This is a genomic window from Ruminococcus sp. 8Y-12 (assembly GCF_058119865.1).
Map to the genome: position 1 here is coordinate 4,390,133 of NZ_CM176623.1, position 26,076 is coordinate 4,416,208.

Annotated in this window: 16 protein-coding genes; 1 reads left to right on the plus strand and 15 read right to left on the minus strand. The window is 49.8% G+C overall.

The genetic code is table 11. The features are described from left to right. Window positions 1–43: 43 nt before the first annotated feature. Window positions 44–9,007 carry a glycosyl hydrolase family 95 catalytic domain-containing protein gene (locus tag AC0THY_RS17765; protein WP_489991929.1) on the minus strand — a complete coding sequence of 2,988 codons (8,964 nt, stop codon included), beginning with the start codon at window positions 9,005–9,007 and terminating at the stop codon, window positions 44–46. A 278-nt stretch (window positions 9,008–9,285) separates the two neighbouring features. Here AC0THY_RS17765 and AC0THY_RS17770 point away from each other — a divergent pair, with 278 nt between their 5' ends. Beyond that, window positions 9,286–10,155, plus strand: coding sequence for a helix-turn-helix transcriptional regulator (locus AC0THY_RS17770; RefSeq protein WP_489991930.1), 870 nt, complete (start codon window positions 9,286–9,288; stop codon window positions 10,153–10,155). 47 nt (window positions 10,156–10,202) lie between these two features. On the opposite strand, the gene AC0THY_RS17775 is transcribed toward AC0THY_RS17770, so the two are convergent. From AC0THY_RS17775 to ychF, 14 genes are all read right to left on the minus strand, one after another. After that, complete coding sequence (locus tag AC0THY_RS17775) at window positions 10,203–11,276, minus strand: uroporphyrinogen decarboxylase family protein (protein WP_489991931.1); 1,074 nt, start codon at window positions 11,274–11,276, stop codon at window positions 10,203–10,205. A 161-nt stretch (window positions 11,277–11,437) separates the two neighbouring features. Beyond that, window positions 11,438–12,481, minus strand: a complete 1,044-nt coding sequence (locus tag AC0THY_RS17780; RefSeq protein WP_489991932.1) for a cell division protein FtsQ/DivIB — start codon at window positions 12,479–12,481, stop codon at window positions 11,438–11,440. Window positions 12,482–12,523: 42 nt separating this feature from the next. Further along, on the minus strand, window positions 12,524–13,777 hold the full coding sequence (gene murA, locus AC0THY_RS17785; protein WP_489991933.1) for a UDP-N-acetylglucosamine 1-carboxyvinyltransferase: 1,254 nt from the start codon (window positions 13,775–13,777) through the stop codon (window positions 12,524–12,526). 50 nt (window positions 13,778–13,827) lie between these two features. Next, entirely contained in the window at window positions 13,828–14,910 is a 1,083-nt protein-coding gene (locus tag AC0THY_RS17790) for an FtsW/RodA/SpoVE family cell cycle protein (protein ID WP_489991934.1), read from the minus strand. A 21-nt stretch (window positions 14,911–14,931) separates the two neighbouring features. After that, window positions 14,932–16,287 carry a UDP-N-acetylmuramoyl-L-alanine--D-glutamate ligase gene (gene murD, locus AC0THY_RS17795; RefSeq protein WP_489991935.1) on the minus strand — a complete coding sequence of 452 codons (1,356 nt, stop codon included), beginning with the start codon at window positions 16,285–16,287 and terminating at the stop codon, window positions 14,932–14,934. A gap of 26 nt (window positions 16,288–16,313) precedes the next feature. Next, window positions 16,314–17,279 (minus strand): phospho-N-acetylmuramoyl-pentapeptide-transferase, encoded by a 966-nt coding sequence (mraY, locus tag AC0THY_RS17800; protein ID WP_489991936.1) that lies wholly within the window; start codon window positions 17,277–17,279, stop codon window positions 16,314–16,316. Between the two features lie 70 nt (window positions 17,280–17,349). Further along, entirely contained in the window at window positions 17,350–19,098 is a 1,749-nt protein-coding gene (locus AC0THY_RS17805; RefSeq protein WP_489991937.1) for a peptidoglycan D,D-transpeptidase FtsI family protein, read from the minus strand. Window positions 19,099–19,162: 64 nt separating this feature from the next. Further along, on the minus strand, window positions 19,163–21,280 hold the full coding sequence (locus AC0THY_RS17810) for a peptidoglycan D,D-transpeptidase FtsI family protein (RefSeq protein WP_489991938.1): 2,118 nt from the start codon (window positions 21,278–21,280) through the stop codon (window positions 19,163–19,165). A 70-nt stretch (window positions 21,281–21,350) separates the two neighbouring features. After that, a complete protein-coding gene (locus tag AC0THY_RS17815; protein ID WP_489991939.1) occupies window positions 21,351–21,848 on the minus strand; it encodes a cell division protein FtsL in 498 nt (165 codons plus the stop codon). Between the two features lie 20 nt (window positions 21,849–21,868). Beyond that, a complete protein-coding gene (gene rsmH / locus AC0THY_RS17820; protein WP_489991940.1) occupies window positions 21,869–22,810 on the minus strand; it encodes a 16S rRNA (cytosine(1402)-N(4))-methyltransferase RsmH in 942 nt (313 codons plus the stop codon). A gap of 15 nt (window positions 22,811–22,825) precedes the next feature. Further along, window positions 22,826–23,257, minus strand: coding sequence for a division/cell wall cluster transcriptional repressor MraZ (mraZ, locus tag AC0THY_RS17825; RefSeq protein ID WP_489994219.1), 432 nt, complete (start codon window positions 23,255–23,257; stop codon window positions 22,826–22,828). A 566-nt stretch (window positions 23,258–23,823) separates the two neighbouring features. Next, window positions 23,824–23,973: a hypothetical protein gene (locus tag AC0THY_RS17830; protein WP_489991941.1), complete on the minus strand. Its 150-nt coding sequence runs from the start codon at window positions 23,971–23,973 to the stop codon at window positions 23,824–23,826. Window positions 23,974–23,989: 16 nt separating this feature from the next. Beyond that, window positions 23,990–24,847 (minus strand): prolipoprotein diacylglyceryl transferase, encoded by an 858-nt coding sequence (gene lgt / locus AC0THY_RS17835; protein WP_489991942.1) that lies wholly within the window; start codon window positions 24,845–24,847, stop codon window positions 23,990–23,992. Window positions 24,848–24,876: 29 nt separating this feature from the next. Beyond that, a complete protein-coding gene (gene ychF / locus AC0THY_RS17840; protein WP_489991943.1) occupies window positions 24,877–25,974 on the minus strand; it encodes a redox-regulated ATPase YchF in 1,098 nt (365 codons plus the stop codon). Window positions 25,975–26,076: the final 102 nt, after the last annotated feature.

Consider the following 26,076-nt stretch of genomic DNA (forward strand, 5'->3'; position numbering starts at 1 on the left):
TATGAGAGGCACATACCTCCCAAAAGTATGTGCCCCCCTATAACTATTTCACAATCTTAACGCTCTTTGTCTTGCTGTATGCGCCGTAAACCTTTTTCTTTGCAGAGTCCACTTTATATGCGCGCACCTTCACGTAATATGTCCGGCCCTTCTTCAGCCTTTTTTCAATAAATTTACTCCTGAATACTGTTTTTCTGGTCACCTTTTTTCTGAATTTCCGGTCCGCAGAGTACAATACCTCATACCCCTTTGCACCCTTCACTTTTTTCCAGGACAGCTTCAGGATTCTGGTCTTTGTATTTTTCACTGTTAAAGAAGCCACTTTGCCTGTTTTAATCCTGGTCCACTTTGCATAAAGGGTGTAGTTCCTGTCCGCATTTTGAGGAATACTCTTTACTCTGGTCGCTTTTTTAAACCTGCTGCTGGTATACCATCCTTCAAAGGCATATCCCTTTCTGACAGGTGCTTTTAAGTTTACCTGTTCCCTATAGTAAATGCTGGGATTGGACTGGTTGTTGCGTCCTTTGTTCAGACGGTAACGAATGGAGTATCCAACGGTTACGCTGCAGACATCCGTCTTTTTGCTTCCGTCCTTTGCTGCCGCCGTGATTCTGGCTGTTCCGTAACCCACCGCGGTAATTCTGCCGTTGGCCTCCACCCGGACTGCGGATGGATTGTCTGAGGTCCAGACAATGCTCTTATTCGCTGCATTGGCTGGCCGTACCTCTGCTCTTAGTATCTCCGAATCGCCCTTTTGCATCAGCAGAGAAGCTTTGTTCAGCCGCACTTCTGTGACCTTTACTTCACCCGGCGCAGGCACCCCTTCTTTTTCCAGCGCCTCTTTGCAGGCCCGAAGCTTTTCTGCTGCATCTTCTACCTTTTGCTGGTCTTTCTGGGTAAGCCCGGTGTCAGCCAGCACTGCTTCCGCATCCTTAAGCGCATCCTTAAGCGCTTTCACACTGTCTTTGGTATAACCATTCAGATCCATGCCCTGAATCTCTTTGACCAATTTCTCAAGAAGGCTCTTATCTGCATGGTCCTCATAGATCATTACATCATCCAGGGACAGATAAATATACTCCATTGCGCTGCCTTCCGGCTTTTCCACTGCCGCAGGGGCTTTTTTGATATCTGTCAATGTTTCCACAGATACATAGTAGTCATCCGCGTCCCCAGTGACAAAGGAGGCTTTCACATGGCGTCCTGATTGGTTTAGCTGCGTGGCACTTAACACCTCACTGAAGGCATCCCCTTTGGACTGGCTCTTTACACTGATCCGGTAGGCATCTGCAATGCCTGTCTCATAGGTAAACTCCATCACATAGGCCGTATTGCCTTTAAGCTTCACTTCCTCCTCACTGCGCAGAATTTCTCCAATTCTTCCCGTTTCATTGGTTTTCAGTGAGAAGTTTCCGTTTAACACATAGTCTGTAAACTGCCCCGCTCCATCCCGGTACTCCGCCAGATGGGTGTATATTTCGCTGGGATATGCCAGCTGGAAAGCACCGTAGCCTTGTTCCACATTTTCAAAATCCTCGTATAAAATATAGTCTTCATATGCTCCCTCGCCTGCTGTGGGCGTTCTGGAGATATTTTCCCATACGTTGACGTCATCTAGGGCAATCCTGCCGCCGTCCGCATTCATCTTGCCTGTAATGCTCAGCTTTGCCTCCGTGACCTTTTCCGGCACATCGAAAGTCAGACGCACTTTTTGATAATTTTTTCCTGTAAATTTGCTCTGACCGTAGTAAGTTCGCGAGGTAGGTTTGGCCAATTTTGTGTAAGTCTGGTCTCCTGCCTTCACCTGCAGTTTTAGCTCTGTATCTTTTCCCATCTGGGTAAACAGATATACCGTAGCTGCCTTATCTGGGGTTAAGCCTGTCATGGTCTGGCTTACCGTCACCTCAGCACCCTTATCTCCGGTGAGTTCAAGGTAAGTCTCCAGATTCTCAGCCTGTACCACCTCTGCCTTCCCCTGGTTTTTGGTAATTTCCCAGTCCTTTAAATTAAAGGTACCAAAACCTGGATTCTTCAGATGTGATCCCTCTCCGAAATCCCCTGCGGTTACTGGTGCAGGGCTGCCTGCGGGATAGAGCACATACCCTGTCTTTGGCTCAGCGTTCACTGTGATTTTTCCGTCTGTAACAGGTACGGTTCCCACTTTCTCCTTGCAGTCCACCGTGAGTTTGTATACATCCGCCTCCTTCACATCCTTCCACGCCTTTGGCGCTTTCCACTCAGTGCTCCCTCCTTTGGGATTCCAGTGGTAGATCTTGGCCGCCTCGTCCGGATTTCTCTCGCTGCTATCCTCCCCATACCAGGGTATGAATACAGTAGCCTCCCCTGTTTTGTCGTCAGCCCAGGACTCATCCTCCGGCTGTTCCTTCCACCACTCCCAGGAGGCAATCATCTCGCCATCCTTGTACATGGTCACAAGGTTCTCTTCCTCTCCTTTCACACCGTTCCCGGCTTTCTCCACCCGCACTTTGCCGGTGTAGTCCACAAAATCCTCTCCAATATTCAGTACGTCAAAATGCTGCATATACTTTGTGGGAAGGTTGTGGTTAAAAAAGTCCTCCTGCGCCTCATTGATATCATTTTTGCCTCCCCAGGAGCCAACTCTCGGCATCATGGCCCCATTAAACATGGCATCGCTCACAAAGACATCCAGGTCGTTCTTAAAATACTTCAGAATCGTACTGTTATTTCCATGGTTGGGGTAAGAGTTGTCATGCCCCCAGTGGGTAAAGCTGGCCCCCTGCTCCATGGCTCCCCCGAACTCGGTTCCCACCAGATACCCTCTGTCATTGAGTTCTCTCACCAGGTTGTCCGCCTTCCAGGTGGAGTTACCGTAGATATCCACATACACAAAGTTTAGGTCCGGCAGGTCTTCCTTCAGGGCATCCAGATTCTTTGCCCGGTTTCCCGAGAGAATATCCTGTGTTTCATCCACCCAGTAGGCCTGGTCAAGCCATCCCCAGTTGGCAGACAGCGGTCTGGTCATCACATCCGGATTAAACAGCAGTCCGTCCGGGTTGTGTTCACTTACATTGATATGAATGCCATATTTCATGTTATACTTTTTCCCTGCACGAATCACTTTGTTGAAGTCTTCTTTTCCTCCCTGCCGCACTCCTATGTGGCCGCCGTAGTCACCGTGGGAGTCGTCATGTCCCTCCGCTGCATACCCTTTTTCCATAACCATCTGTCCAAATCCGTCTGTCAGGTTATAGACGATCTTTCCTGTGTCCAGAGATTTTAAAAACGGCTCCTGCACCTGGCTGCCAAAGTTCATGGCAATGTACATCATATTGTCCTTTATACTCTCCATACCCAGGATCTCTTTGCGCACATTTTTATAATTTGCTGCCGCGTCCTTCCAGTTTACGCTTCCGTCCCCATTGTAGTCCTCACAGATTACCACTTTGGACCAGGGCAGGGAACTGGTTCCCTCCTGCACATCCAGGGGCGTCCGGTAAGTGAGAACGCCGTCTCCCAGTGAGCCCGCAAAGCCATTTTCCACTTTGTAAATCTCTGTGTTTAACACATTGGCCGCCTCTATGCTGCTGTTGCGTATGGTAGCCGCCAGTCCGCCTGAGGAGAGCATCCCGTAGCCCCGTCCGGCCTGTCCCAAATCCTGCTCTGTGACCTGGTCCATGGTGTCATAGATGTGGTCTCTCACCTCATACCAGCCTCCGTTGGTCTCCACAGTGGCATAGCTGGCAGATGTGTCCCCGGGGGACGTGGAGACAAGCGCCTGATTGTCAAACTGGATATCCCTGATCACATACCCCTCCTTCTCTTCTATTGAGAGGATGTTCATATCCAGAGTGGTGCCGTTTACTTTATATTGAAGCCTGATCTTTGCATTCAACGTTTTCAGTTCGTATTCCAGGGTATCCTCACCCTTCTTAGTACACGTGACAACGGGTGTGCAGGTGATTCCGTTGAGACTGACATTGTACGTCTTCTTGGGATTTCCCGGCAGGGTCTTTTGCCCTGACTGATAGCCCAAAACCCGCGGGAAATTCTGATCCATTGTCACCTTCATGTCCCTGCTCTGGATGACTGCCGGCCTGTCGGGCTTTTCCAGCACATCCACTTTGACGGTCTCCTGAATCTTCAGGTTATCTAAGAGTACCTCCGCGTTCATAAATTGTTTTCGGATTCCAAAGTACCCTTTCTTCTCCGTCATGCCGTAGGAACCGCCGCCCACCTGTTCTCCGTTGATGTACAGAAGGACCTTTGGCCCCTCCACCTCCATACGGATGTGATAGGGTTTTCCATTCTCTATCTGGCAGTTTGCCTGATAAGCCCCGTAGGAGCTGTTTTTGAGCCAAAACCAATTTTTTGAAACATCATAGAAGACACCCTGATAGTTGTTATTATCCTCTGATCGGAACAGGAATCCCAGACGTCCCAGAGCAGAGCTTGGATTGTGTGTGACATCAAATTCAAAAATGCCGTTGGCAATCCTGGGTGTGTCAATGGCCACTGCATTGTTTACTGCCGATATGGTCAGTTTAAGCTGGCCGTCTTCTGTCTGTGCGGTATCTGCATTGGTCCACTGCCCTAATTTATCCGGATCAGAATAGTCATTAAAGTAACAGAAGATCTCATAGCCCTCATGTACGGAAACACGAACTGTCTCATCCTTGTTACCGGGCTGATAAAGACCGGACTTTCCGGATTGTTCCATCAGATATTCGGACTCTCCCTCTGCCACAAGCGCTCCGTCCACGTACAGTTTATAGACTTTCCCTGCCTGATACAGCTTGATCTGATAGGAGGTGTTTGCCTCCAGCCTGAGACTATCCCGGGCAATGATCTCCTCCCCGCTGCCTTTCAGATAGAAGGTTCCCCTTCCGTCTGTGTAAAAGATATTCGCCGAACCGTTCTCCCGGATATTGACTGCCACACCTAGTTTTCCGTCCCCGTCTGTAGTGATCTGCCAGGTGTAAAATCCATTGACCAGTTCCCTGCTGTTTTCATTGACGGCAATTCCCCCTGCCCGGACAGGGATGGAGAATATGCCTTCTGACACGGTTCCGGCCTCACTCCAGGATGGCGTGTCCCTGCTGTAATCCTCTGCAAAGCGTACTCTGTCATCCTCCTCATTTGGCTCCTCCTCTTCCTTACCCATGTCCAGCATCTCTGTGGTGAATACCACATCGTCCAGCAGGAACGTATCCCCCGCCATGTTTCGGATTCCATAGGTACCGGCGGCAGTAGACTGGCCTGCAATGGATACCTTCCCATATCGGGTTCCATTGACGGAAATTTCTACCTCCTCCCCTGAGAACTGTATCTTAATGTCATTCCACACATTGGTCCGGATTCCTCCCTTTTCCTCAAGCGCCGTGTATTTGGGATACCCGGTGGCATGGCTTCCCTCATTGCAGATAAACCATCCGCCGGATTCCACCAGCTGGTTTCCTTCCCCTGCGTCCGCATCCTCCACCCGGTAGACAAATCCTTCCCGGAAATACGTATCACTCTTAGAGAGTACTTTTACTCTGGCGGAAAAGGTACCATCCGCTATCCCGGGCGCTGAGGCGTCATTTGCCATATGACGTCCTGCTGTTCCCTTAGCCGTATTTTTCAGCTCCAGAACATGATTTCCCGGCTGATCCGGATCTTCAATCACAGCCGCGTCGGCTCCTCTCCAGTCACCTGTGACACCGTCCTCGTAATCTTTTGTATAGACAATATCTTCACTTGCCTCCGGTCCCCCCAGAACCTCAAAGGCATCAAACTCAATCTTGGTTCCCCGGCTCGCTGCGTTCTTCTCTCCGGTTCCCCTCAGCAAAATAGTGTGCTTACCATCCTCCAGACCTTCCTTTTCAAAGACGATCTGCTTCTTTTGATCTCCATCCACATAAAAATCAATGCAATCTGTTTTCTCGTTGTCCAGATACACATCCATCATTCCTCTGTCTCTGTTCCTGGACGCATACACACGGATACCGGTTCCTGAAAATGTGAGTTCAATGGTATCCTCCGGCCCTGTGGACTCCTTATAATGTATCCCGCCTCCGTAATGGGTATTTTCACTCCAAACCTTCCACCCCGGGCTGTAGACCACCCGCTCACTGCCGTCGTCTATCATTCCCCTGGCCGTCAGATCCGTCACCTTTGCAGGTTGGGAGTATAGGCTCTCCGACCCGTCTTCCAGGATTCCTGCGATCTTATATTTCACTTTAGACGGGTCTGCCACTGCTACCATATCCAGATATGTATTCCCTGTCACAGGGCGCTCATTGATCTTTTCGTAGGAGCCTGCGTTTTTGCGATAGATATTGTAGTTGGATATTCCCTCCTGGGCACTTTCCCAGGACAGTTCCATCTGATTTTTGCCCAGGTAGCAGGCACTCACGTTCTTGGGCCCCTCTGGGATTCTTGGAAACTCTGTGATGGCATAACTCTCACCTATTTCGGACTCAAACCGTATCTTATCTCTTCCAAGCACCTGGCGCTCCACAGGATTCCCGCTGCCATCCAGCAGGACTGCCTGGCTGATTCCCGGATACTGAAGGGTACAGGCTCCGCCGCTGCGCGCCCGTATATTGGCCTCCTCTGCCTTTCCCTCGTTCCAGAAGATATCGATCTCAAAATTCCCCCTGGCCACAATTCCTTCCACAGAACCGGAGGACCAGGCGTCCGGAATGGCCGGGAGAAGGTTTATATATCCCGTATTGCTCTGCATCAGCATCTCGTTGATGCCTGAGGTGTATCCAAAGTTTCCATCGATCTGGAAGGGAGGATGGCTGTCCCACAGATTGGGATAAATTCCGGATGCAAACAGAGTGTTGATCAGCTGGTAGGCCTTCTCACCGTCCCCTGTCCTTGCCCAGGCGTTAATGCGCTGTCCCATTCCCCAGCCAGTACTCTCCATTCCGCGCTCCTTTAAGGAAACCAGGGCTGCATCCATGTATTCGTCATTGTTTACAGAAATCAGATCTCCCGGAAACAGCCCCAGCAGGTGGGACATATGCCGGTGTCCCCGGGAACCTACGCTCCCAAGTGTTGTCTCATGGTACCACTCCTTAATCTGTCCGCTATCCCCCACCTCAATGGGTGCCAAACGGGACTGCTTCTGAACCAGTTCTTCTATAAGTGCTTCATCCTCAGGCTTGTTCAGCAGCTTCATTGCCTGTACGGCATCCTCAAACAACTGCCAGATAAGGCTCTGTTCATAGACATTTCCAAGGGTCCTGGGGCCGTGTTCTGGAGAGTATGCCGGACTGGACACCAGTCTGGTGGACCTGCTCCCATCCTCCAATGTAATGGGTATTTTGCTGTCTATGAGCAGGCCTGCATACATCTTTGCCTCTTCTTTCAGCATCGGGTAAATGTTTTGTTCCATATACTCCATATCCCCGGTATACTCAAAGTATTCCCAGCAGTTCTGAAGAGCCCAGGGCAGCGCCGCTGGTGACCAGCCCCAAGAAAATTCCCATCCCGGGGCCGTCCATCCAAAGGGATTGTTTGCCGTATGCACCGTAAATCCGTTTTCCTCCCCCTGGCCGCTGGGAATTCCAAAATAGGTTGCGGCAGTCACACGCCCCGGCTCTCTCAGGGAATTCACATAGTCAATGAACGGTTCGGCACACTCCGCCATGTTGGCAGAATAGGTGGGCCAATAGTTCATCTGCACATTCACGTTGAAATGGTAGTCGCTTGCCCACGGAACCCGGTCGTCATCTCCCACCCGGTTCTGCCATACTCCCTGCAGGTTCGAAGGGAGATCTCCCTGTCTGGAGGATTCTATAGTCAGAAATCTGCCGTATTGGTAAAGAAGCACCTCCAGTTGGGCTCTCTCCTCACTGGATGCTGTCCCGCTGTTGTAGGCTTTTAGCAGTTCATCCGTGGTTTTTTCAGAGTCTCCCTGGCCCAGGTCCAGTTTCACTCTGCTGTAGATATCCCGGTAGTCTTCCACATGCGCTTTCTTTACCGCCTCATAGGAGTCCGCGGCTGCCTGCTCCACCCTCTGGACCACACGCCCGGCCAGCTCCTCCTGGGTTTCCCCGGAACGGTAATCCGGATATACATTGGCATAGTCTGTATCCGCAGCCACAAAGATGACTGCCTCCCTTGTGTTTTGCACATCCAGGGATTCTCCATCCCCATTCTTCTCCACACTGCCGTCCACAGGTATAACCTTCAGCATGGAATTCATCTTCAGCTGGTTGTCCTGCAGCTCACCCTGCATGACAATGGCATCCTCCGTCAGTGTGTACGCTGCATCCTTGCCCAGGTTTCTCTGCGTGACCTGCTCGCCGTTATCTACCGGAAAGCGCACATTAAAATTCATAGTTTGCCCGCCCTCGGCTGTGAGCTTCATGGCAAGTACATTGTGTTTGTAGCTTATGAAGTATTCTCTGTGGTATTTTGTTTCTCCGGCCTGAAAGTCCACATTTGCCACCGCGGTTTCCAGATCCAGGTCCCTGCTGTATCCGCTCACCTTGTCCTCCGGGATTCCTGCAAACTCCAGGTAGATATCTCCCCAGGACTGGTAAGCGCCATAATCGCTGTCCCCCACCAGTTTTTCGCACAGAGCGGAAGCCTCCCCATCCTTTCCCTCCAGAAACAGCTCATTGATCTGGTGGAATATCTCGGACATAGGCTGTCCCTGACTGTCGGCTTCTATATTTCCCCCATTGTAATCCGGCCTGAGCAGGCTGGGTCCCCCGTTCCAGAGTGTCTTGTGATTAAAGGTCAGATGCTCCTTTGAGACCTCCCCATAAACATTTGCCCCCATAAAACTGTTGCCGATGGGCAGGGTTAGCTGCTGCCACTGGTTATCCTCCTCTGTAGTAGCAAAGGCTCCTCCGCTTAAAATCGTCTGCCCTCCGCTGACAGGCTCGTCAAACCAGATGCGCATGGGGGATTTTTCCTCTGTCTCCCGTGCCTTCACAATGCCCCCTGGCATACTCCCAGACGATACTGTCATAACCACTGCCAGCCCCAGGGCCAGTAATCTCTTGCCTCTCCTTTTTTGATCCATATACTAACCTTCTCCCTTCTTTCAGAGTATGCTCCATACTCTTTTGTGATTTAGTAAATGCGCAGACCTGTTGAATAGTTACGTCATTTCTTTTATATCCCCCATTATAAACGCCCTCTTTTTTGTCAACTTTCACAAATCAGAACTCATTTTTTCAAATTTATACTATTTTGTAGAAACCGTCTCCGCCTTTTGATGTTGACACTCAAACTTTAATAACTATATAATTATAGAAAACGGACATGTCCTTTTTTATTCCATGAGAGGAACAGAACAATATGAAGGAGCCCAAGAATTACTACCAGAATATCCTTTTGGCAAGCAGCAGCCAGAAAGTGATTGACAATGCTGTACTCCAGACACTACCAGGGGATTTTCACTTTGGCCCCCACATGCATTCCACGGTGGAACTCTTTATCTGTCTGGAAGGCCAGTGTACCATGACCATCTCCCAGACTCCTGTTGAGCTGAAGAGGGAGGATTACATAGCCATTCTCTCCAACCACCCCCACAGCTGTGACACTCCTTTGGGGGAGGGCTGTGTGATTCTGCAGCTTCATTTTCATCCGGATATTTTTATGAATCTCTTTAGCGATACCCTGAATGAAAATCACCTCTTTTTTCTCATGGATCTGACCCTGGGCCAAAAAAAATATATAAAAGGAATCTGTTCTCAACAGCTTTATAGCTGTCTGCATTTTATTCGGGAAGAACTGGACCAAAGGGGCACTAATTATCAAAAAATGGTGGATCTCTATTTCGCTCAGCTGCTCATCCTGGTTTCCAGGGATATCAGCAACACTGTCAGCAGCAACAGCATCCAGAGCAACCGCCACCTGCTGAGTGCCTTTGAGTACATTAACCAGCACTATGCGGAAAAAATAACTGTAGAAAAGCTGGCAGAGTACTGCGGCATCTCGTCCCGCTTCCTCTCCCAGCTTTTCAATAAACATCTTGGGATGAATATCTCAACTTATATTACCTATTTTCGCATTAACAAATCCATAGAACTCATGTCCGCCGTGGACACCCCCTATCCTCTTACACAGCTTGCGCTGGATGTGGGGTTTGGGAGTCTGCAGCACTATTCAAAGGTTTTTAAGGAGACTATGAATATTTCCCCCACCAAGTATTTTTTCCGCAAATAGTTACTGTTCAGTATCTTCATAGTTACCGCAAATAGATCCTTTCAGTGTCATTGGCCGCCTGCCCCGTATTCCCGGCAAGCTTCCACATAGGCCAGTATATTCTCCCAGGGCACTTCCGGCTCCAGCAGATGGGTGGGCGCAACAAAAAGCCCGCCTCTGCTGCCTGCAATGTCCAGATTCCGCTTCACATTCTCCTTTACTTCCCGGGGCGTACCAAAGGGCATGACTGTCTGGGTGCCGATGGTCCCATGAAAGGAGATACGGTCCCCGTAAATGCGGTAAATCTCCTCAAACTCCATACACTCTGACTGGATGGGATTCAGGACATCCACCCCGGCATCGATCAGATACTTAATAAAAGGCTCCACAAATCCGCAGGAGTGGTAGAATACCAGAATATCAGGCCGGATCTCCTTCACTTTTGTAATGATTCTTTTCAGTCTCGGATAGATCCACTCTGTGTACAATTCCTCACTCATCATAATGCTGTGCTGCATGCCGATGTCATCTCCCAGATAGAGAATATCCACCCCTGCCCTGGCGTAGAGCAGCGCCCTGTCTGTGGACATGCTCTCCACCATGTCAAACACTGCCTCTGCCATCTCTTCATCGCTTAACATGTCCATCATCAGGTTTTCCATGCCTCTTAAATACCATGCCGTCTCCCAGACAGTACACTGCATATTCCCCACAGAGGCCAGCCCCTGCTCCTTTAGCGCTTGGACCCTCTTTGCCACCCACCTATTGTTTTCCTCCGAATACACCGGTATGGGAAATTCAGAGATCTCTTGTGCAGTCTCAGCATGCTCCAGTGGGTGCAGCATTTTTGTCATGTGCATGGAGTTGGGCGAGGACTCGTGACCCACTCCCCACTCATCAAGCTTTACATTCTCTCCCAGCTCTCCATAGTACGGCAAAAACCGGGATATATTCTGATCATCCGGAAGAAGATCCCCCACCCGCCTCCAGGGCATATCAAAATATTCCATATAGTCCGCACACTCCCCCCCAATCTCCCTTTTAAAGTGTGCTTCCAAACTGGGGCAAAGACTAAACTCCAACGGTACTGTCTCATATCCCTGTCTTCTGAGCATTGCCAGAAGGTTCTCTCTTGCTGTCATCTATATCCTCCTCTATTCTCATCTTAATGTTATCATTGTATAACGGAAAGTAAGAACCGTCTTTTATAAATCCGAACAATCCATTCCATATTTATATATTTCGCACAAAAAAGTCCGGATACGGTCAAAGCGCTTGCTTCCCGTTTCCCGGACTTTTCATTCTATTTTATAATATATGCCCCTGTATATGGATCAATATACCCATACCCGTCTGTGATGATATTTCCGCTTTCATCTGTATAATTATACTGCTCCGTATTGGTTGTGGTATTCCCCATAGCGTCTGTGTAAACCCTGTTGCCCTGGTCATCTGTTGAGAATGTCCCGTCTGACTCTGAGTAAGTAGGCCCCCCAGACTCACCGGTCTGAGCTTCCCCGTCCTCTTCCCCGTCACCGGATTCTCCCTGGCCTTCCCCGCCTTTTTCCCCCGATGAGCCATTCTCCACCTTTAGGGACTCCTCTGTCTCCCCCTGCTTAAAGGTGATGGTCTGGGAATCTGTCGTGAAGGTCTCCATATGCAGGGTTCCCTCCATAGAACTGATTTTGTCGTACACGGATTTAAGCGCAGCTACCTTCTCATTCAGATCCTGGTCGCTGCCCATCAGCACTTTTACATTTTCAAAATACAGGGTGATGCTGCCTTTATCATCAAACTTTATCTCCTTGGGCTTTAGCTCATTTTTGCTTAAAAGCTGCGCCAGCTCCACAACGCCATCCCGAAGCTTTTCATCCTCTATAGGAAGCTTCTCATACCGCTGATACTTTCCGAGTGCGACTCCGTTTATAAGCGGTACGCCCTCGTGCACTTCCTTTGAGATCCCCACGATCAGTCCGTCCCGGTCAAAATAGATGTAATCCGTACCGCTTAAAAAGCAGCCGATCTCCGGCTTCTCATAAACCCGTATCTGTACTCTGTATGGGGCCAGCATCTCCACTTCCAGGGAACTTAAAAAGGGAAGGGATTCCTCCACCTTGGAATCATCCTGATATTTCCACAGCAGGTAGAGCGTATTTTTACACAGCCCGTCCTGCATAATCGCTTTTTGAATCTCTGCGGCTGAATAGATTGAATTTCCCGAAATCACCACTTCCTGTACCCGGAAAAGTCCGAAAATCACAAGCGCCGCCAAGGCCAGCAGGCCTACAAGGGCGCCTATGATTATTCCTTTCTTACTTTTTTTCTTCCGATAGGTCACTTCTCTCATTCTTCCACCGTATCCTTTTTGCATTTTATGTCCGCACTGCCGTCAATCCTTCAGCTTAAGTTCTCCCCCCAGCTGTCGGAAGTCCTCGCAGATGTCCTCATATCCTCTCTGAATAAAGCTGTACTTTTCCACCTCGGTCGTTCCCATTGCAGCCAGGCCCGCGATCACCAGAGCAGCTCCGCCCCTAAGCTCCGGAGCCTCCACAACAGCTCCGTTAAGCCCCCGGGTTCCCCGGATTCTGGCCTCCTGCCCCCGGACTTCAATGTGTGCCCCCATTTTGCACAATTGGGGGACTATCTTGAAACGTGCCTCAAAGATCTTCTCCCTGATCAGGCTCTCCCCTTTTGCCAGGCATAGGACCGCCATCACCTGTGACTGGAGATCCGTGGGAAATCCCGGGTAAGGTGTGGTTTCCAGATAAACTGCGTTTCTTCCGGCGTTTCTTCCGTCCACCAGGATGCCCTCCGGCTCCACGCGGATACCGGCTCCCAGCCTCCTGGCTGTGTAGACCACCTGGCCGAGCTGTTCAGAAGGCGCCCTTCGCAGAAAACATTTTCCTCTGGTGGCCATTGCCCCCATCATATAAGTACCCGCCACAATCCTGTCCGGCATCAGGTCAAACTCGCTGTCCGTAAGCGATCTCACTCCCTCAATGGTAATACCGGGTGTCCCGGCCCCATGTATCCTTGCCCCCTTACTGTTGAGAAAACGGCATAGCTCCACAATCTCAGGCTCCATTGCCCCCTTCTCAATCCGGGTAGTTCCCTCGGCCAGCGCCGCGGCCAGGATCACATTCTCCGTTGCCCCCACGCTTGGGAATTTCATTACAATACGTGTTCCCGTAAGTCCCGCTGTCCTGGCATGCAGGACCTCCTGCTCCTCCTCAATGGAGGCTCCCATCCGTGTAAAGGCGTCCACATGCATATCTATGGGTCTTGCACCTATGGTACAGCCTCCGGGATAGGGAATCCATGCCTCTTTCATCCTTCCAAGCAGCGCCCCCATCAGAATGATGGATGAGCGCATCTTATTTCCCAGGTCCGTGGACACCCTTGGTGTCTGCAGGCCTCTGGCATCCAAATACAGGGAATGACCGCTCCAGGCCGTATCACATCCCATCTCCTCCAGTACCTGCACCATGTACATCACGTCCAGTATTTTGGGACAGTGGTGCAGTACCGTAACGCCTTTGTGTAAAACTGCTGCCGCCAGAATTGGCAGCGCCGCATTTTTTGACCCTTGGATATAAACCTGGCCCTCCAGGGGGCGGCCGCCGAAAATCTCTATACAACCCAACTACGACTCCTCCGATATATCAGCCCTATATATCATTATATGCAGAAGTCCTATTTTTGCCACCTGCTGACGGAAAGAGCCAATCCCATCTCCGCCAGCAAAAACAGCACCGAGGTTCCTCCATAGCTGATAAATGGAAGTGTGATTCCCGTGTTTGGTATGGTGTTGGTCACCACCGCGATATTCAGCATTACCTGGATCGCAATATGCCCCATAACGCCCACTGCAATCAGGGAACCGAACAGGTCCGCCGCATGGGTGGCGATCACCATGAAGCGCCAGATCAGGATCATAAACACAATCACCAGGATCACCGCCCCTGCCAGCCCCAGCTCCTCACAGATGATGGAAAAGATCATATCATTCTGGGCCTCAGGTACAAATCCCAGCTTTTGTATACTCTCCCCCAGCCCCTTGCCAAACAGGCCTCCGGACCCAATGGCATAGAGCCCCTGGATGGTCTGATAGCCCTTCTCAAAGTTTTCAGGGTCCCTCCAGATGGCAAGGCGTTCCAGGCGGTAGGATTCCAGGCTCAAAAAGATTGCGATAAATCCCACTCCGATCCCCCCCATCCAGAGGAACTGCACATATCTGGGATTGGATACAAATACCAGGATCACCGCAATGCCCAGGATTATAATGGCAGTGCTCAGATTGTTCGTTCCCACCAGCCCCACAATGGGAAGCACCATACCCAGGACCAGGAACAGATTTAGAATGCTGTTTCGTTTCTGCTTCTGTCTGCTGACCATGCAGGCCAAAAACAGGATTACCGCCAGCTTTGCAAATTCTGAGGGCTGAAAGGATAGGGGCCCCAGAGAAATCCACCTCTTTGATCCATTGTAAGAATCGCCCACCAAGAGTACCAGTCCTGACAGGGCTAAGGAAACGAAATACCCGGGAATGGCTAGTTTCATAAACACATGGTAATCCATGCAGGATATCACATACATAGCTGCCACTCCCAGTGAGGTGGCAAAAAACTGTTTTTTAAAGTAATAGGCAGCATCACCAAATTTGACCTGCCCATTGTACGCGCTTGTACTATAGAGGGTCACCAGCCCAAAACATACCAGGAACAGTACCAGGAACAACAATGTATAGTCCAGCTTCTTTCTGGCTGATTTCTCCATAGCATCACTCCTTAGAGGTTTTTAAAGATTTCTCACATACTCTTTAAACAGCTCTCCCCGCACCTCATAGCTCGGGAACATATCCCAACTGGCACAGGCGGGAGACAAGAGTACCGCATCGCCGCTAACGGCCTTCTCAGCGCAGATCTGCACTGCTTCCTCTAAAGTCTCAGCAAATATAATATTGTGAAAACCGCAGCTTTTTGCAGTCTCGGCTATCTTTTCCCTGGTTGCTCCCAGCAGCACCAGATGCCTTACCTTTCCGTCAAAGGCCCTGATCCATTCCTCATAGGAGGAATCCTTGTCGTACCCTCCGCCGATGAGCAGTGTGGGACGATCCATGGCCTGAATCCCCTTGATGGCCGCATCCGGATTTGTTCCCTTGGAGTCATTGTAATACACCACCCCATTCTTTTCCAGAACGTATTCAATCCTATGCTCCACTGCCGTGAATGCACACACTACAGTGCGGATCTCCTCCAGGGGAACACCGTAAACCAGAGCCATGGCTACGGCAGCCATGACGTTTTCGTGATTGTGCCTTCCCGGAAGCTTCAGCTCCTCTGTAGAACAGATCACCGTCTTTTTCGTCCCGTCACTGTATGTAATCAGGTTTCCATCCAGGTAAATACCCTTATCTAATGTACGCAGACTGCTGAAAAATAATACCTGGCAGGTTAAAGTTTTTCCAAACTCCCGAAGGATCTCATCCTCATAGTTCAGCACACAGGTGTCACTGCCTGTCTGATTTTTGGTGATGGATTCCTTAACACGTATGTACTCTTCCATGGTGTGATGCCGGTTCAGATGATCCGGGGTGATGTTCAGAATTGCGCTGACTTTTGGATGAAAGTTTACAATGGTTTCCAGTTGAAAGCTGCTGACCTCCGCCACAGTCACCGTATCCTGTGTCATGTTCATGACTGCCTCTGTATAGGGCTTTCCGATGTTGCCCACCACATAGGAGGAATCCCTAAAATGCTTCATGATTGCTCCCAGCAGGCTCGTGGTGGTAGTCTTTCCATTTGTCCCGGTGATCGCCAGCACGTCCCCCTTTCCATTGGCATAGGCCAGCTCCACCTCTCCCCAGATGGGGATGTTTTTTTCTCTGAGTTTCTCCACCAAAGGAAGGTCTGTGGGCACTCCCGGGCTTAAAACCACCAGATCCAGACTGTCTGCCAGTGAATCCGGCAATTTTCCGGTCATGATCCGGGCCCTGCTGCCGGGCTCCAGCTTTTTCCGGACATCCTCCTCTTTTCTGTCACTGTTGCTGTCATAGAGTATTGGGTCGGCCTGTACACTTTCCAAAAGCTTTGCAGCCCCGATACCACTCAGCCCTGTGCCGAACACAAGGACTTGTTTCTTGGCTAAATCCATCTCTTATATCCCCCTGAAGTTCTGTTTTAGGAAAGCACCAAAAGCCCCGCCAGACACAGAAGCGCTGTGATCACGGTGAATACGGCAACCACCCGGGTCTCCGACCAGCCGCACAGCTCAAAGTGGTGGTGAATGGGAGCCATTTTAAAGAACCGCTTTCCTCCGGTCTTTTTAAAATAAGTTACCTGAATCATGACGGAGAGCACCTCCACCAGATAGACCAATCCCACAATCAGGATGATCCAGGGCATTTTCAAAATATACGCGGAACCTGCCACGAATCCTCCAAGCGCCAGGGAGCCTGTGTCCCCCATAAACACCTGCGCGGGGTGTACATTGAAGAGCAGAAAGCCCAAAAGCGCCCCTGTCACAGCCGCTGTGATGGGCTGAATCCCCCCTGCGTAGACGATGGAAACCACGGTAAAGAATACAGCCACCATGGTGGTCACGCCTGTGGCAAGCCCGTCCAGTCCGTCCGTAAAGTTCACCCCGTTTACAGTCCCGATCACGGCGATGTACAGAACCGGAATGGTGATCCACTTGCAGTCAAAATAACCGCCGTTTCCAAATGGAATCATCATGGTCAAAAAGCTGTTGTCCACGATCAGAATATACGCCAGGAAAATGGTGGTCACCACGATCTGGCAGGCCATCTTCTGCATAGGCAGAAGACCGTCAGACCGTTTGAGCACCACCTTTAAATAGTCATCCAAAAAACCAATAATGCCAAACCCCAGCGTCAGAAACAGGACGGGGACAATATTGGGGTAGTCTTTGATAAACAGCAGGGAGGTCACCAGGACGCTGATGAGAATAATCAGCCCTCCCATGGTGGGGGTCCCCGCTTTTTTCAGATGGGACTGCACCCCATCCGTGCGCTCCGTCTGCCCCACCTTCAGCTTGCGCAAAAACGGAATCACAAAGGGGCTTAAAGCCACGCTGATTACAAATGCCACTAACAATGGAATAATCACTTCTGTACCTAATATCATCTCGCACCTCTTAGTCTATTTTATACACATTTGGTATTAGTATAATTCTTTTTGCCATATTTATCAACCACTATTCTTCACTTTCCGTCTCTGGCACCTCATCTCTTGGGATTTCCAGATAGGGAAGTATATTCTCGTAAATTCCCTTGAGCACCGGAGCTGCTATGGTTCCTCCGTAGTAGGTTCCCTGGGGATTATTGATCACCACAAGGCCGATCACTTGAGGGTCGGGGGCAGGGGCAAAGCCCAGGAAGGAGGAGATGTACTTGTTGGCGCTTCTGGGGAGGGTTTCCGAGGTGGCTGTCTTACCTCCGATGTGGTATCCGGCAATATAGGCATTTTTGCCTGATCCCCCGTCCACCACCTGCTCCAGAATGTAGCGCATGGTTTCCGAAGTCTCCTCTGACACGATCCTGTCGCCCAGGGGATACTGAAGTGTCTTGTACAGGGTCCCCTCATCATCCCGCACCTCCACGCCGAAGTGAGGCGTCACGCGCCTGCCGCCGTTGATGATGGAGCTGGCTGTAGTAATCAGCTGCATGGGGGTGATCTGGAAGGACTGCCCAAAGGACACGGTGGCCAGCTCCACCAATCCCATGTTCTCCTTCTTATGCATGATGGTGGCCGCCTCACCGGGCAGATCCACCCCTGTCTTTCCCTTAAGGCCAAACTTTTCAAAATAGCTGTAGTAATTGTCAATCCCCAGCCTCAGTCCCACCTCAATGAAAACAGGGTTACAGGAATTCATGGCCCCCTGAAGAAAGGTCTCTCCTCCGTGTCCCGCCACCTTGTGACAGCGTATCCGCCGGTCCTCCACAATCTTGAAGCCCGGACAGGAAAACTGGTCATTGAGACTCACCACACCAGCCTCCAGCCCTGCGGCAGCGGTGATAATCTTGAAGGTAGAACCAGGCTCATAGGTGTCGTTGATGCACCCGTTTCTCCACATTTGGTTTAAGGCATCCTGCTTCTCCTCATCTGTCATGCCGCTGCTGTCCACCGTGAGGGTAAACGGATCATTCAGGTCAAATTCCGGCACATTGACCATTGCCAAAATCTCCCCGTTCTGAGGCCTCATCAGCATAATGGATACACTGTCCGCGCTTTTTTGTTCCATAACCTGGTGTGCTGCCTGCTCCACATACTCCTGAATATTGGCGTCCAGGCTGATGTGCAGGTTTTTCCCATTTACGGGCTCCAGCCTGCTCTCACCTGCATCCGGCAGTTCCACCCCCCTGGCGTCCGTCATGGTCAAAATCTTGCCCGGAGACCCCTGAAGCACATCCTCGTACATGACCTCCAGGCCGATGATTCCCTGATTGTCACTCCCTGTAAATCCCAGTACTTTAGAGGCCAGGCTGTCAAATGGATAGTAGCGCTTGAAATCCTCGTCCACCTTCACCCCTGCCAGGTCATATTCCCGTATCCTATCCCCCACTTCCTTCTCCACATTTGTCTTGACCCGCTCAATAGCGCTGACCTTCTCCACCCTCTTTCGCACAGTCTCCTCATCCAGCTCCAATTCCTTAGCCAGCACCTGAACCACCTTATCTTTATCCTTGAGCTGGCTATGTATGACGGAGATGGTACACACCGTCTTGTTTGTGGCCAGGACCGTCCCGGTGGCGTCTATGATTTTCCCCCTGGCAGCCTTGATATCCCGCTCCCTCTCATGGAGCTGCTCTGCCTTTTGACTGTAGTATTCAGACTCAAAAAGCATGAGATACCCCAGCCTTCCAATGAGAAACACCAATACCAGAAAGCAGAGACAAAAAACCACCAGTATCTTCTTTTTATGGTAAGTCTTCATTTTTCGCATAAAAAACCTCATAAAAGCTTTTCTATAAATATAGTAGCAAACGCCAGCTTTTATGAGGTTCTATTTATGGAATATTTAAATCTTCATTGGTAACTCCCGCTTCACTCTCCTCAGTCTCCACATTTTCCCCGTTGTTTTCAGGGGGAGATACAATATTGGGATTCTCCACCACAGGATTTTCTTCGTCTCCCAGATTCCAGGAATCATCCTGCACCGGGTTACCGTTCTCATCGGTCTCCTGCGTCTCGATCACATTTCCGTACTCGTCGGTCTCCGGTGTCTGATCCGTCTCAAGCTTTCTGCCTGCCTCCGCTTCCTCCATGGTCATCTCCAGAGTGTCCAGCTGTTCCTGTGTAATCTCCTCTGTCTGGTAGATATTCAGGTATGGCAGAATCTCCATCATGATTTTTCTGGAAATGATCTGTGCGTATCCTCCGGAGGCCTGATCCTGCACATTCGGCTCATCAATGACCACGTAGACTACCACCTGGGGGTCATCCACGGGTACACACCCGATGAAAGACACCAGGTATTTGCCCGGAGCGCGCTTACCGGTTTCCGGATCAATCTTCTCCGCAGTACCCGTCTTTCCTCCAACCCGGTACCCCGGGACCTGGGCCTTTGTACCAGTTCCCTCCCGGACACCCATCTCCAGCGCCTCCTTCAAAACGGAGGAACTCTTGGTGGAAATAGGCTGAAGCAGCAGAAGCGGGTCAATGGTCTTGGCTACCCCGCCGTTTTCATCCAGCACCTGTCTGACCATGTGAGGCCGGTAATAGTAGCCTCCATTCACCACTGCCGAGAAGGCGGCCCACTCCTGAATCATGGTACAGGTAAAACCCTGTCCAAAGGTATTGGTTGCCAGCTCCACCTCATGCATGGCGCTCTGAGAATAGAGAATTCCCGGATTCTCGTTGGGCAGATCAATGCCTGTGCTGCTTCCGAAATTGAAGAGCCTCTGATATTTGCAGAAGTCCGCGATTCCCAGCCTGAATCCAATCTGCATCAGCGCATCATTGCAGGAATTTTTGATTGCATCCTTGGTGGTCTCAGTCCCGTGTCCGTATATATTGTCACACTTGATCTGCGTGTCAGTGACAAACTCACCGCCATCGCACACAAAGGTGTCATTTTCCCCCACCGCCCCTGTTTCCAGGGCTGCGGAGACGGTCACGGGCTTAAAGGTGGAACCAGGCTCAAATGCCTCAGACACACAGTAATTGCTCCACATGCCGTTGAGTGCTTCCACTGTGGACTTCTCATCCATAGCATCCAGCTCTGTCTCTGTGTACCACTCACTGAGGTCCTGGGGGTTATTCAGATCAAAGTCATGGTTTGTGGCCATGGCATAGATCTCCCCTGTGTTGGGATTTCCCACAATAACAGCCGTATACTTGCTTCCATGCCCCTTTGCACTCTCACTGGGGCCGTCCGCGTACTCAGCATCGAACTCTGTGATATATTTTTCCACAATCTGCTGGATATTCACATCCAGTGTGCTGACAATGCTGTTTCCATTCTCCGGCTGAATCAGGGTGCGCTTCAGCTCCGAATCCTCATTCAGATATCCGAACTCTCTGCCATTGACCCCGTTGAGCACTTCCGTATAGTAGGACTCCAGGCCGCAGATTCCGTCACTGTTATCATTGGAAAATCCTACCACATTGCTGGCCAGATTGTTCATGGGGTACTGGCGCTCGTACTGCTCCTCAAACCAAACCCCCTGAATCTTTTCCTTCTCCCGCCTCTCCTCATCCGACATTTTTTTATCCTTATCCGTTGAGGCGTACTCTTCGAAGGCATCTTTCTCATCCTTTGTAATCTTTTTTTTCAGGATCTGGTACTGGCTGTCCTTTGTCTCCTCAGAGGTCAGGCGGCTGCGAATGTCTGTCTCATCTAATCCCAGGGTATTCACCAGGGCCTTCACGGTTGGCTCCACGTACTCCTTATCCCCGTTGACCGCATAGCAGTCCAGGATCACATTGTACACCTTTTCACTCTTTGCCAGTACATTGCCGTTTCTGTCCAGAATCTCCCCTCTCTTAAAGGGCAGCGTCCTGCTGTCATACTGCTGTTGGGAGAGTACCTGCTTCGCGTACTTATCCCCGCTCTTTGCCATAATGTAGGCAATACGGATATTCAGCCCCACCAGCATGCATAAAATGAATGCAAATATAGCCATAAGCTTTATTTGCATTTTTTTACTGAACCTTCGTTCTCTCTTTTTTCTTTTTTTTCTCGCCATTGTTCACCTACTCTGAAGGTACCTCCTCATACTGTCTGACATAATCGCCGCTTTGACTGTCGTATGTGATCACCTGACCTTCGTCTGCATAAACCATTCCCAGTTCATTGATAGCGATGTCCTTGATCTCATCCAGGTCTACGGAGGATATGGTCCTCTCATAGTCCGCATCATTGTCCATCTTCAGTGTGGCAAGCTGGCTTTCCAGAGAGGTCACTGTCTTTAAATAGGCAGTGCTCTCAGCCTGAAGCTTCAGAAACCTTACACACACAAACAGTGTTGCCACTGCCGCTGCTGTCAGAAAGGCCACATAGCCTAAATTGATCTGCAGCGCTTTTTCTCTATTTCTGCGGGTCTTCCGGCTTACGGCAGGTTTCATCCGCTCTTCCCGCACAGGCCTTTCCGGGCGCTGTACCCTGTCAGGCTTACGTACGGTATTCCCCTCTATGTAGGGGTCCATTCTGTAATTGTAATTCTTTCTGCTGTAACCTGCTGTTCTCCCCATAGCAATCTCCCCTTTACTGCTTACTCGAATCTCCGCTCAAATACGCGGAGTTTTGAACTCTTAGCTCTTTTGTTTTCCTGAAGCTCCTCCTCCCCCGGTACAATGGGCTTTCTGGTAATTACTCTGCCCTTGGGCTTCTTGCCGCAAATGCAGACCGGAAAGTCTCTGGGACAGGTACACGGATCTTCATTTTTCCGGAAGATATTCTTTACAATCCTATCTTCCAGTGAATGAAAGGTGATGACGCAGATTCTTCCTTCGTCATTCAGCAAGTCTATCATATCATCAAGAGAGTTTCTAAGTACCTCCAACTCCCTGTTCAACTCAATTCGGATGGCCTGGAATGTCTTTTTGGCCGGGTGACCTCCTACTGCCCGGACTTTCATCGGTATCGCCGCTTTTATAATTTGAATTAACTCCCCAGTTGTTTCAATTGTTTTTTCCTGTCTTGCACTCACAATATGTTTGGCAATATTTTTCGCGAACTTGTCCTCCCCGTAGTCGCGGATGATGCGGTACAGCTCCATTTCGCCGTATCCGTTCACAATGTCTTTTGCCGTCATACTCTGGCGCTGGTCCATTCTCATGTCCAGCGGAGCATCTTCCCTGTAAGTGAAGCCGCGGTCTGCCGTATCCAGTTGGTAGGAGGATACTCCCAGGTCCAAAATGATTCCGTCTACTGCTGCTACGTCTATAGTTGCCAGTTCCTTTCTCATATCGCAATAATTACTGCGTATGATCGTTATTTTATCTTTAAACTCCCCTAAGCGCGCTTTTGCCGCTTCGATCGCCGCTGCATCCTGATCAATTCCGATTAGGCGTCCTTTGTCAGACAGCCGGCGACAAATCTCATAAGAATGGCCGCCACCGCCCAGAGTTCCATCTACATAGATACCGTCCGGCTTTATGTTCAGAGCTTCTATTGTCTCATCCAACAGTACAGATTTGTGTTTGAATTCCATATCGTCCTCCCCAGGCTATATGCTTAAACCTAAATCTGTCATCTGCTCTGCGATATCATCCATATCGTCATAGGAATTATTCTCAGTCCATTTGGCTTTGCTCCAAATTTCAATCCTATTCAGCATACCGGTCAGCACTACATCTTTTTCCAGACCAGCAAATTCTCTCAGTGTCTGTGGTAAGAGAATTCTCCCCTGCTTGTCCAGCTCACACGGTGTTGCGCCTGCTACAAAGAAACGTGCGAATTGTCTTGCGCTTTTGTTTGTAAGTGGTAAAGTCTTCAGTTTTTCTTCGAAGGCCTGCCATTCATTATTGGGAAACACAAATAAGCATCCATCCAGCCCCTTTGTAACCACAAATTCGTCGCCAAGCTCGTCTCTGAATCGGGAAGGGATGATCAGTCTGCCTTTGGTATCAACACTATGATTGTATTCTCCCATAAACATACGACTACACCTGCCTTCGGGAAAGTGCCCCACCGGCTCTGCCATTTGGCACCACCTTCCACCACTTTTCACCACTTATGTGACTATAATATCCCATTTCGAAGAAAAAAACAAGGAAAAGTTTTTTTAATTTTTTGACCCTTTATTCCTTAAAAAGCCCATATTTGCGGGATTTTCCGCATTCTTTACCATATATTGTGTGCCTGTTTTTTTCTTGATACAAGATAGGCAGTTTCTTCCCGATTCCAAACTCCCTTTAAAGTTATTGGTAATTATTTCCACCCCCAGTGGAGCAAAGTGGAGGATTTTTGCATGAAAACAGCCGGGACAGATGACGTAATGCCATCTGCCCCGGCTTTATAATGAGATGCATGTTGCTATTGGAAGGTCTGTACATGACTGCACAGACTGTTAAAAAAGAATCCTGCGCGCAGGATTCTCCGCCTGCGGCGGGGCTGCCCCGGCAGCCATCTTCCACTCTGCCGCAGTGCGATCCCGCCCGGAGGGCTTTTTATATCATAGGGAATTCCGAAGGACTTTCCTATGATATAAGAAACAGACTCAAGTCATGTTGTCAAACAAATATACTCCTCGATCAGCCCATCCAGCAGCACACTCTGACGGTAGCTTTCCTCCAGCTTCATCTCTTCCACTAATTTATCTAACTTACCGCGTTCCTCTTCGATTTTTATCTTCAAGTCTTCTAATCTATTCATGTGTCTCTCCCGTACCTTAATCTACCTTGTTGGTTTTCCTCTTGACAATGACTACCACTGCAGAAACAATCACCAGTACAATGGACAACGCCTGTGAGACAGGCCAGCCCAGTCCTGGTATCAACAGCTGGTCAGTACGCAGACCCTCGATCCACGCGCGGCCTAGGCCATACCCCAGCAAATACAGCATGAACACTTCTCCTTGAAACTTTTTGCGCTTTGTCCACACCAGCAGCAGTATGAGCACCCCCACATTCCACAGGGATTCATAGAGAAAGGTGGGATGGACCTGAATGTACTGCACACCGTTTACGGTCTGCAAATGGTCCATCATCGGCCCTGTGACGTCCCAGGAATACACCGCATTCAAAGGAAGCTGCATAGCCAGCAGGCTGTCTGTGTACCCGCCGAACGCCTCCCGATTGAAAAAGTTTCCCCACCGTCCTATTATCTGTCCCAGCACAAGACCTATGCAGGCAGTATCTACCAGCTGCCAAAACTTCAGCTTCTTTACCCTGGCAAATACATAGACCGCAATCAGAGCAGCTATCACTCCTCCGTAAATCGCCAGTCCCCCCTGCCTGAAGTTAAAGATACTCAGCAAATCGTTTCTGTACGTATCCCATGCAAATATTACATAAAAAGCTCGGGCACCAATCAGCGCGCATACAATGGCAATCATCCCCATATCAAAATAAGTATCCGGGTTCTGATTTGTCTTCTTCGCTACACGCATTGCCAGCCACATTCCAGCCAGCATTGCAACCGCTATGGTAATACCATAGTAAGCAATCTCAAATCCAAAAACAGATAAATTCTTGCCTACATTGTCCAAGTAGATTCCCAGATGTGGGAAATTAATATTTTTGTCCATAATACGCCTCTCTGTCTCAATTCCTGAACTTATACGTTAAATCTGAACAGAATAACATCTCCGTCTTTAACCACATACTCTTTGCCTTCCAGGCCTACCAGACCTTTTTCTTTGGCTGCGGAATAGGCACCGCAGTCCAAAAGATCCCGGTAGTTGACCACCTCAGCCCTGATAAAGCCCCTCTCAAAATCGGAGTGGATCTTACCTGCGGCCTGGGGAGCCTTTGTGCCACACTTTATGGTCCATGCCCTGGTCTCTGTCTCTCCTGCTGTCAGATAGCTGATGAGTCCCAGGAGGCTGTAGCTGGCTTTAATCAGCTTTTCCAGGCCGGATTCCTCCAGCCCCAAGTCCTCCAGAAACATCTTTTTCTCATCTTCCTCCAGCTCTGCAATCTCCTGTTCAATCTGCGCACAGATCACAAACACTTCGCATTTGTTCTGTGACGCATATTCTCTCACCTGCTTTACATAAGGATTGGACGCGCCGTCGTCTGCCAGATCATCCTCCGCCACATTGGCGGCAAAGATCACCGGCTTCGCTGTCAAGAGATTGTAAGACGGCAGCCACTCTTCCTCCTCATCATCCTGGGGTTCAAACCCAATGGCCATATTTCCTTCCTCCAGCCACGTCTTCAGCCGCTCCAGGAAAGACTGTTCCTTTGCCAGAGCCTTGTCGTTTCTGGCCCCTCTGGCCACCTTAGCGATCCTTCTCTCCAGGATTTCGATGTCGGAAAAAATCAGCTCTAAATTGATGGTCTCGATATCCCTCATAGGATTCACGGTTCCATCCACATGAACTACATTGGCATCCTCAAAGCAGCGCACCACATGTACAATGGCGTCCACTTCCCGGATATTTGCCAGAAACTGGTTTCCCAGGCCTTCTCCTTTTGATGCTCCCTTAACTAAGCCTGCGATGTCCACAAATTCGATAACTGCCGGCGTCACTTTTGCAGAATCATATAAGTCGGCAAGAAGCTTCAGTCTCTCATCCGGTACAGCAACCACTCCCACATTTGGGTCAATGGTACAGAATGGATAATTTGCCGACTCTGCTCCAGCTTTTGTCAAAGAATTAAATAATGTACTCTTTCCTACATTGGGTAAACCTACGATACCTAGCTTCATTGGTAATTTCCTTTCTCTCTTAGCAATCTCTTAACAATATCAGTTTAGCACAGGAACCGACAAAAAAGCAACCCTTTCGCCAAGGAACTCATCGACACGGTT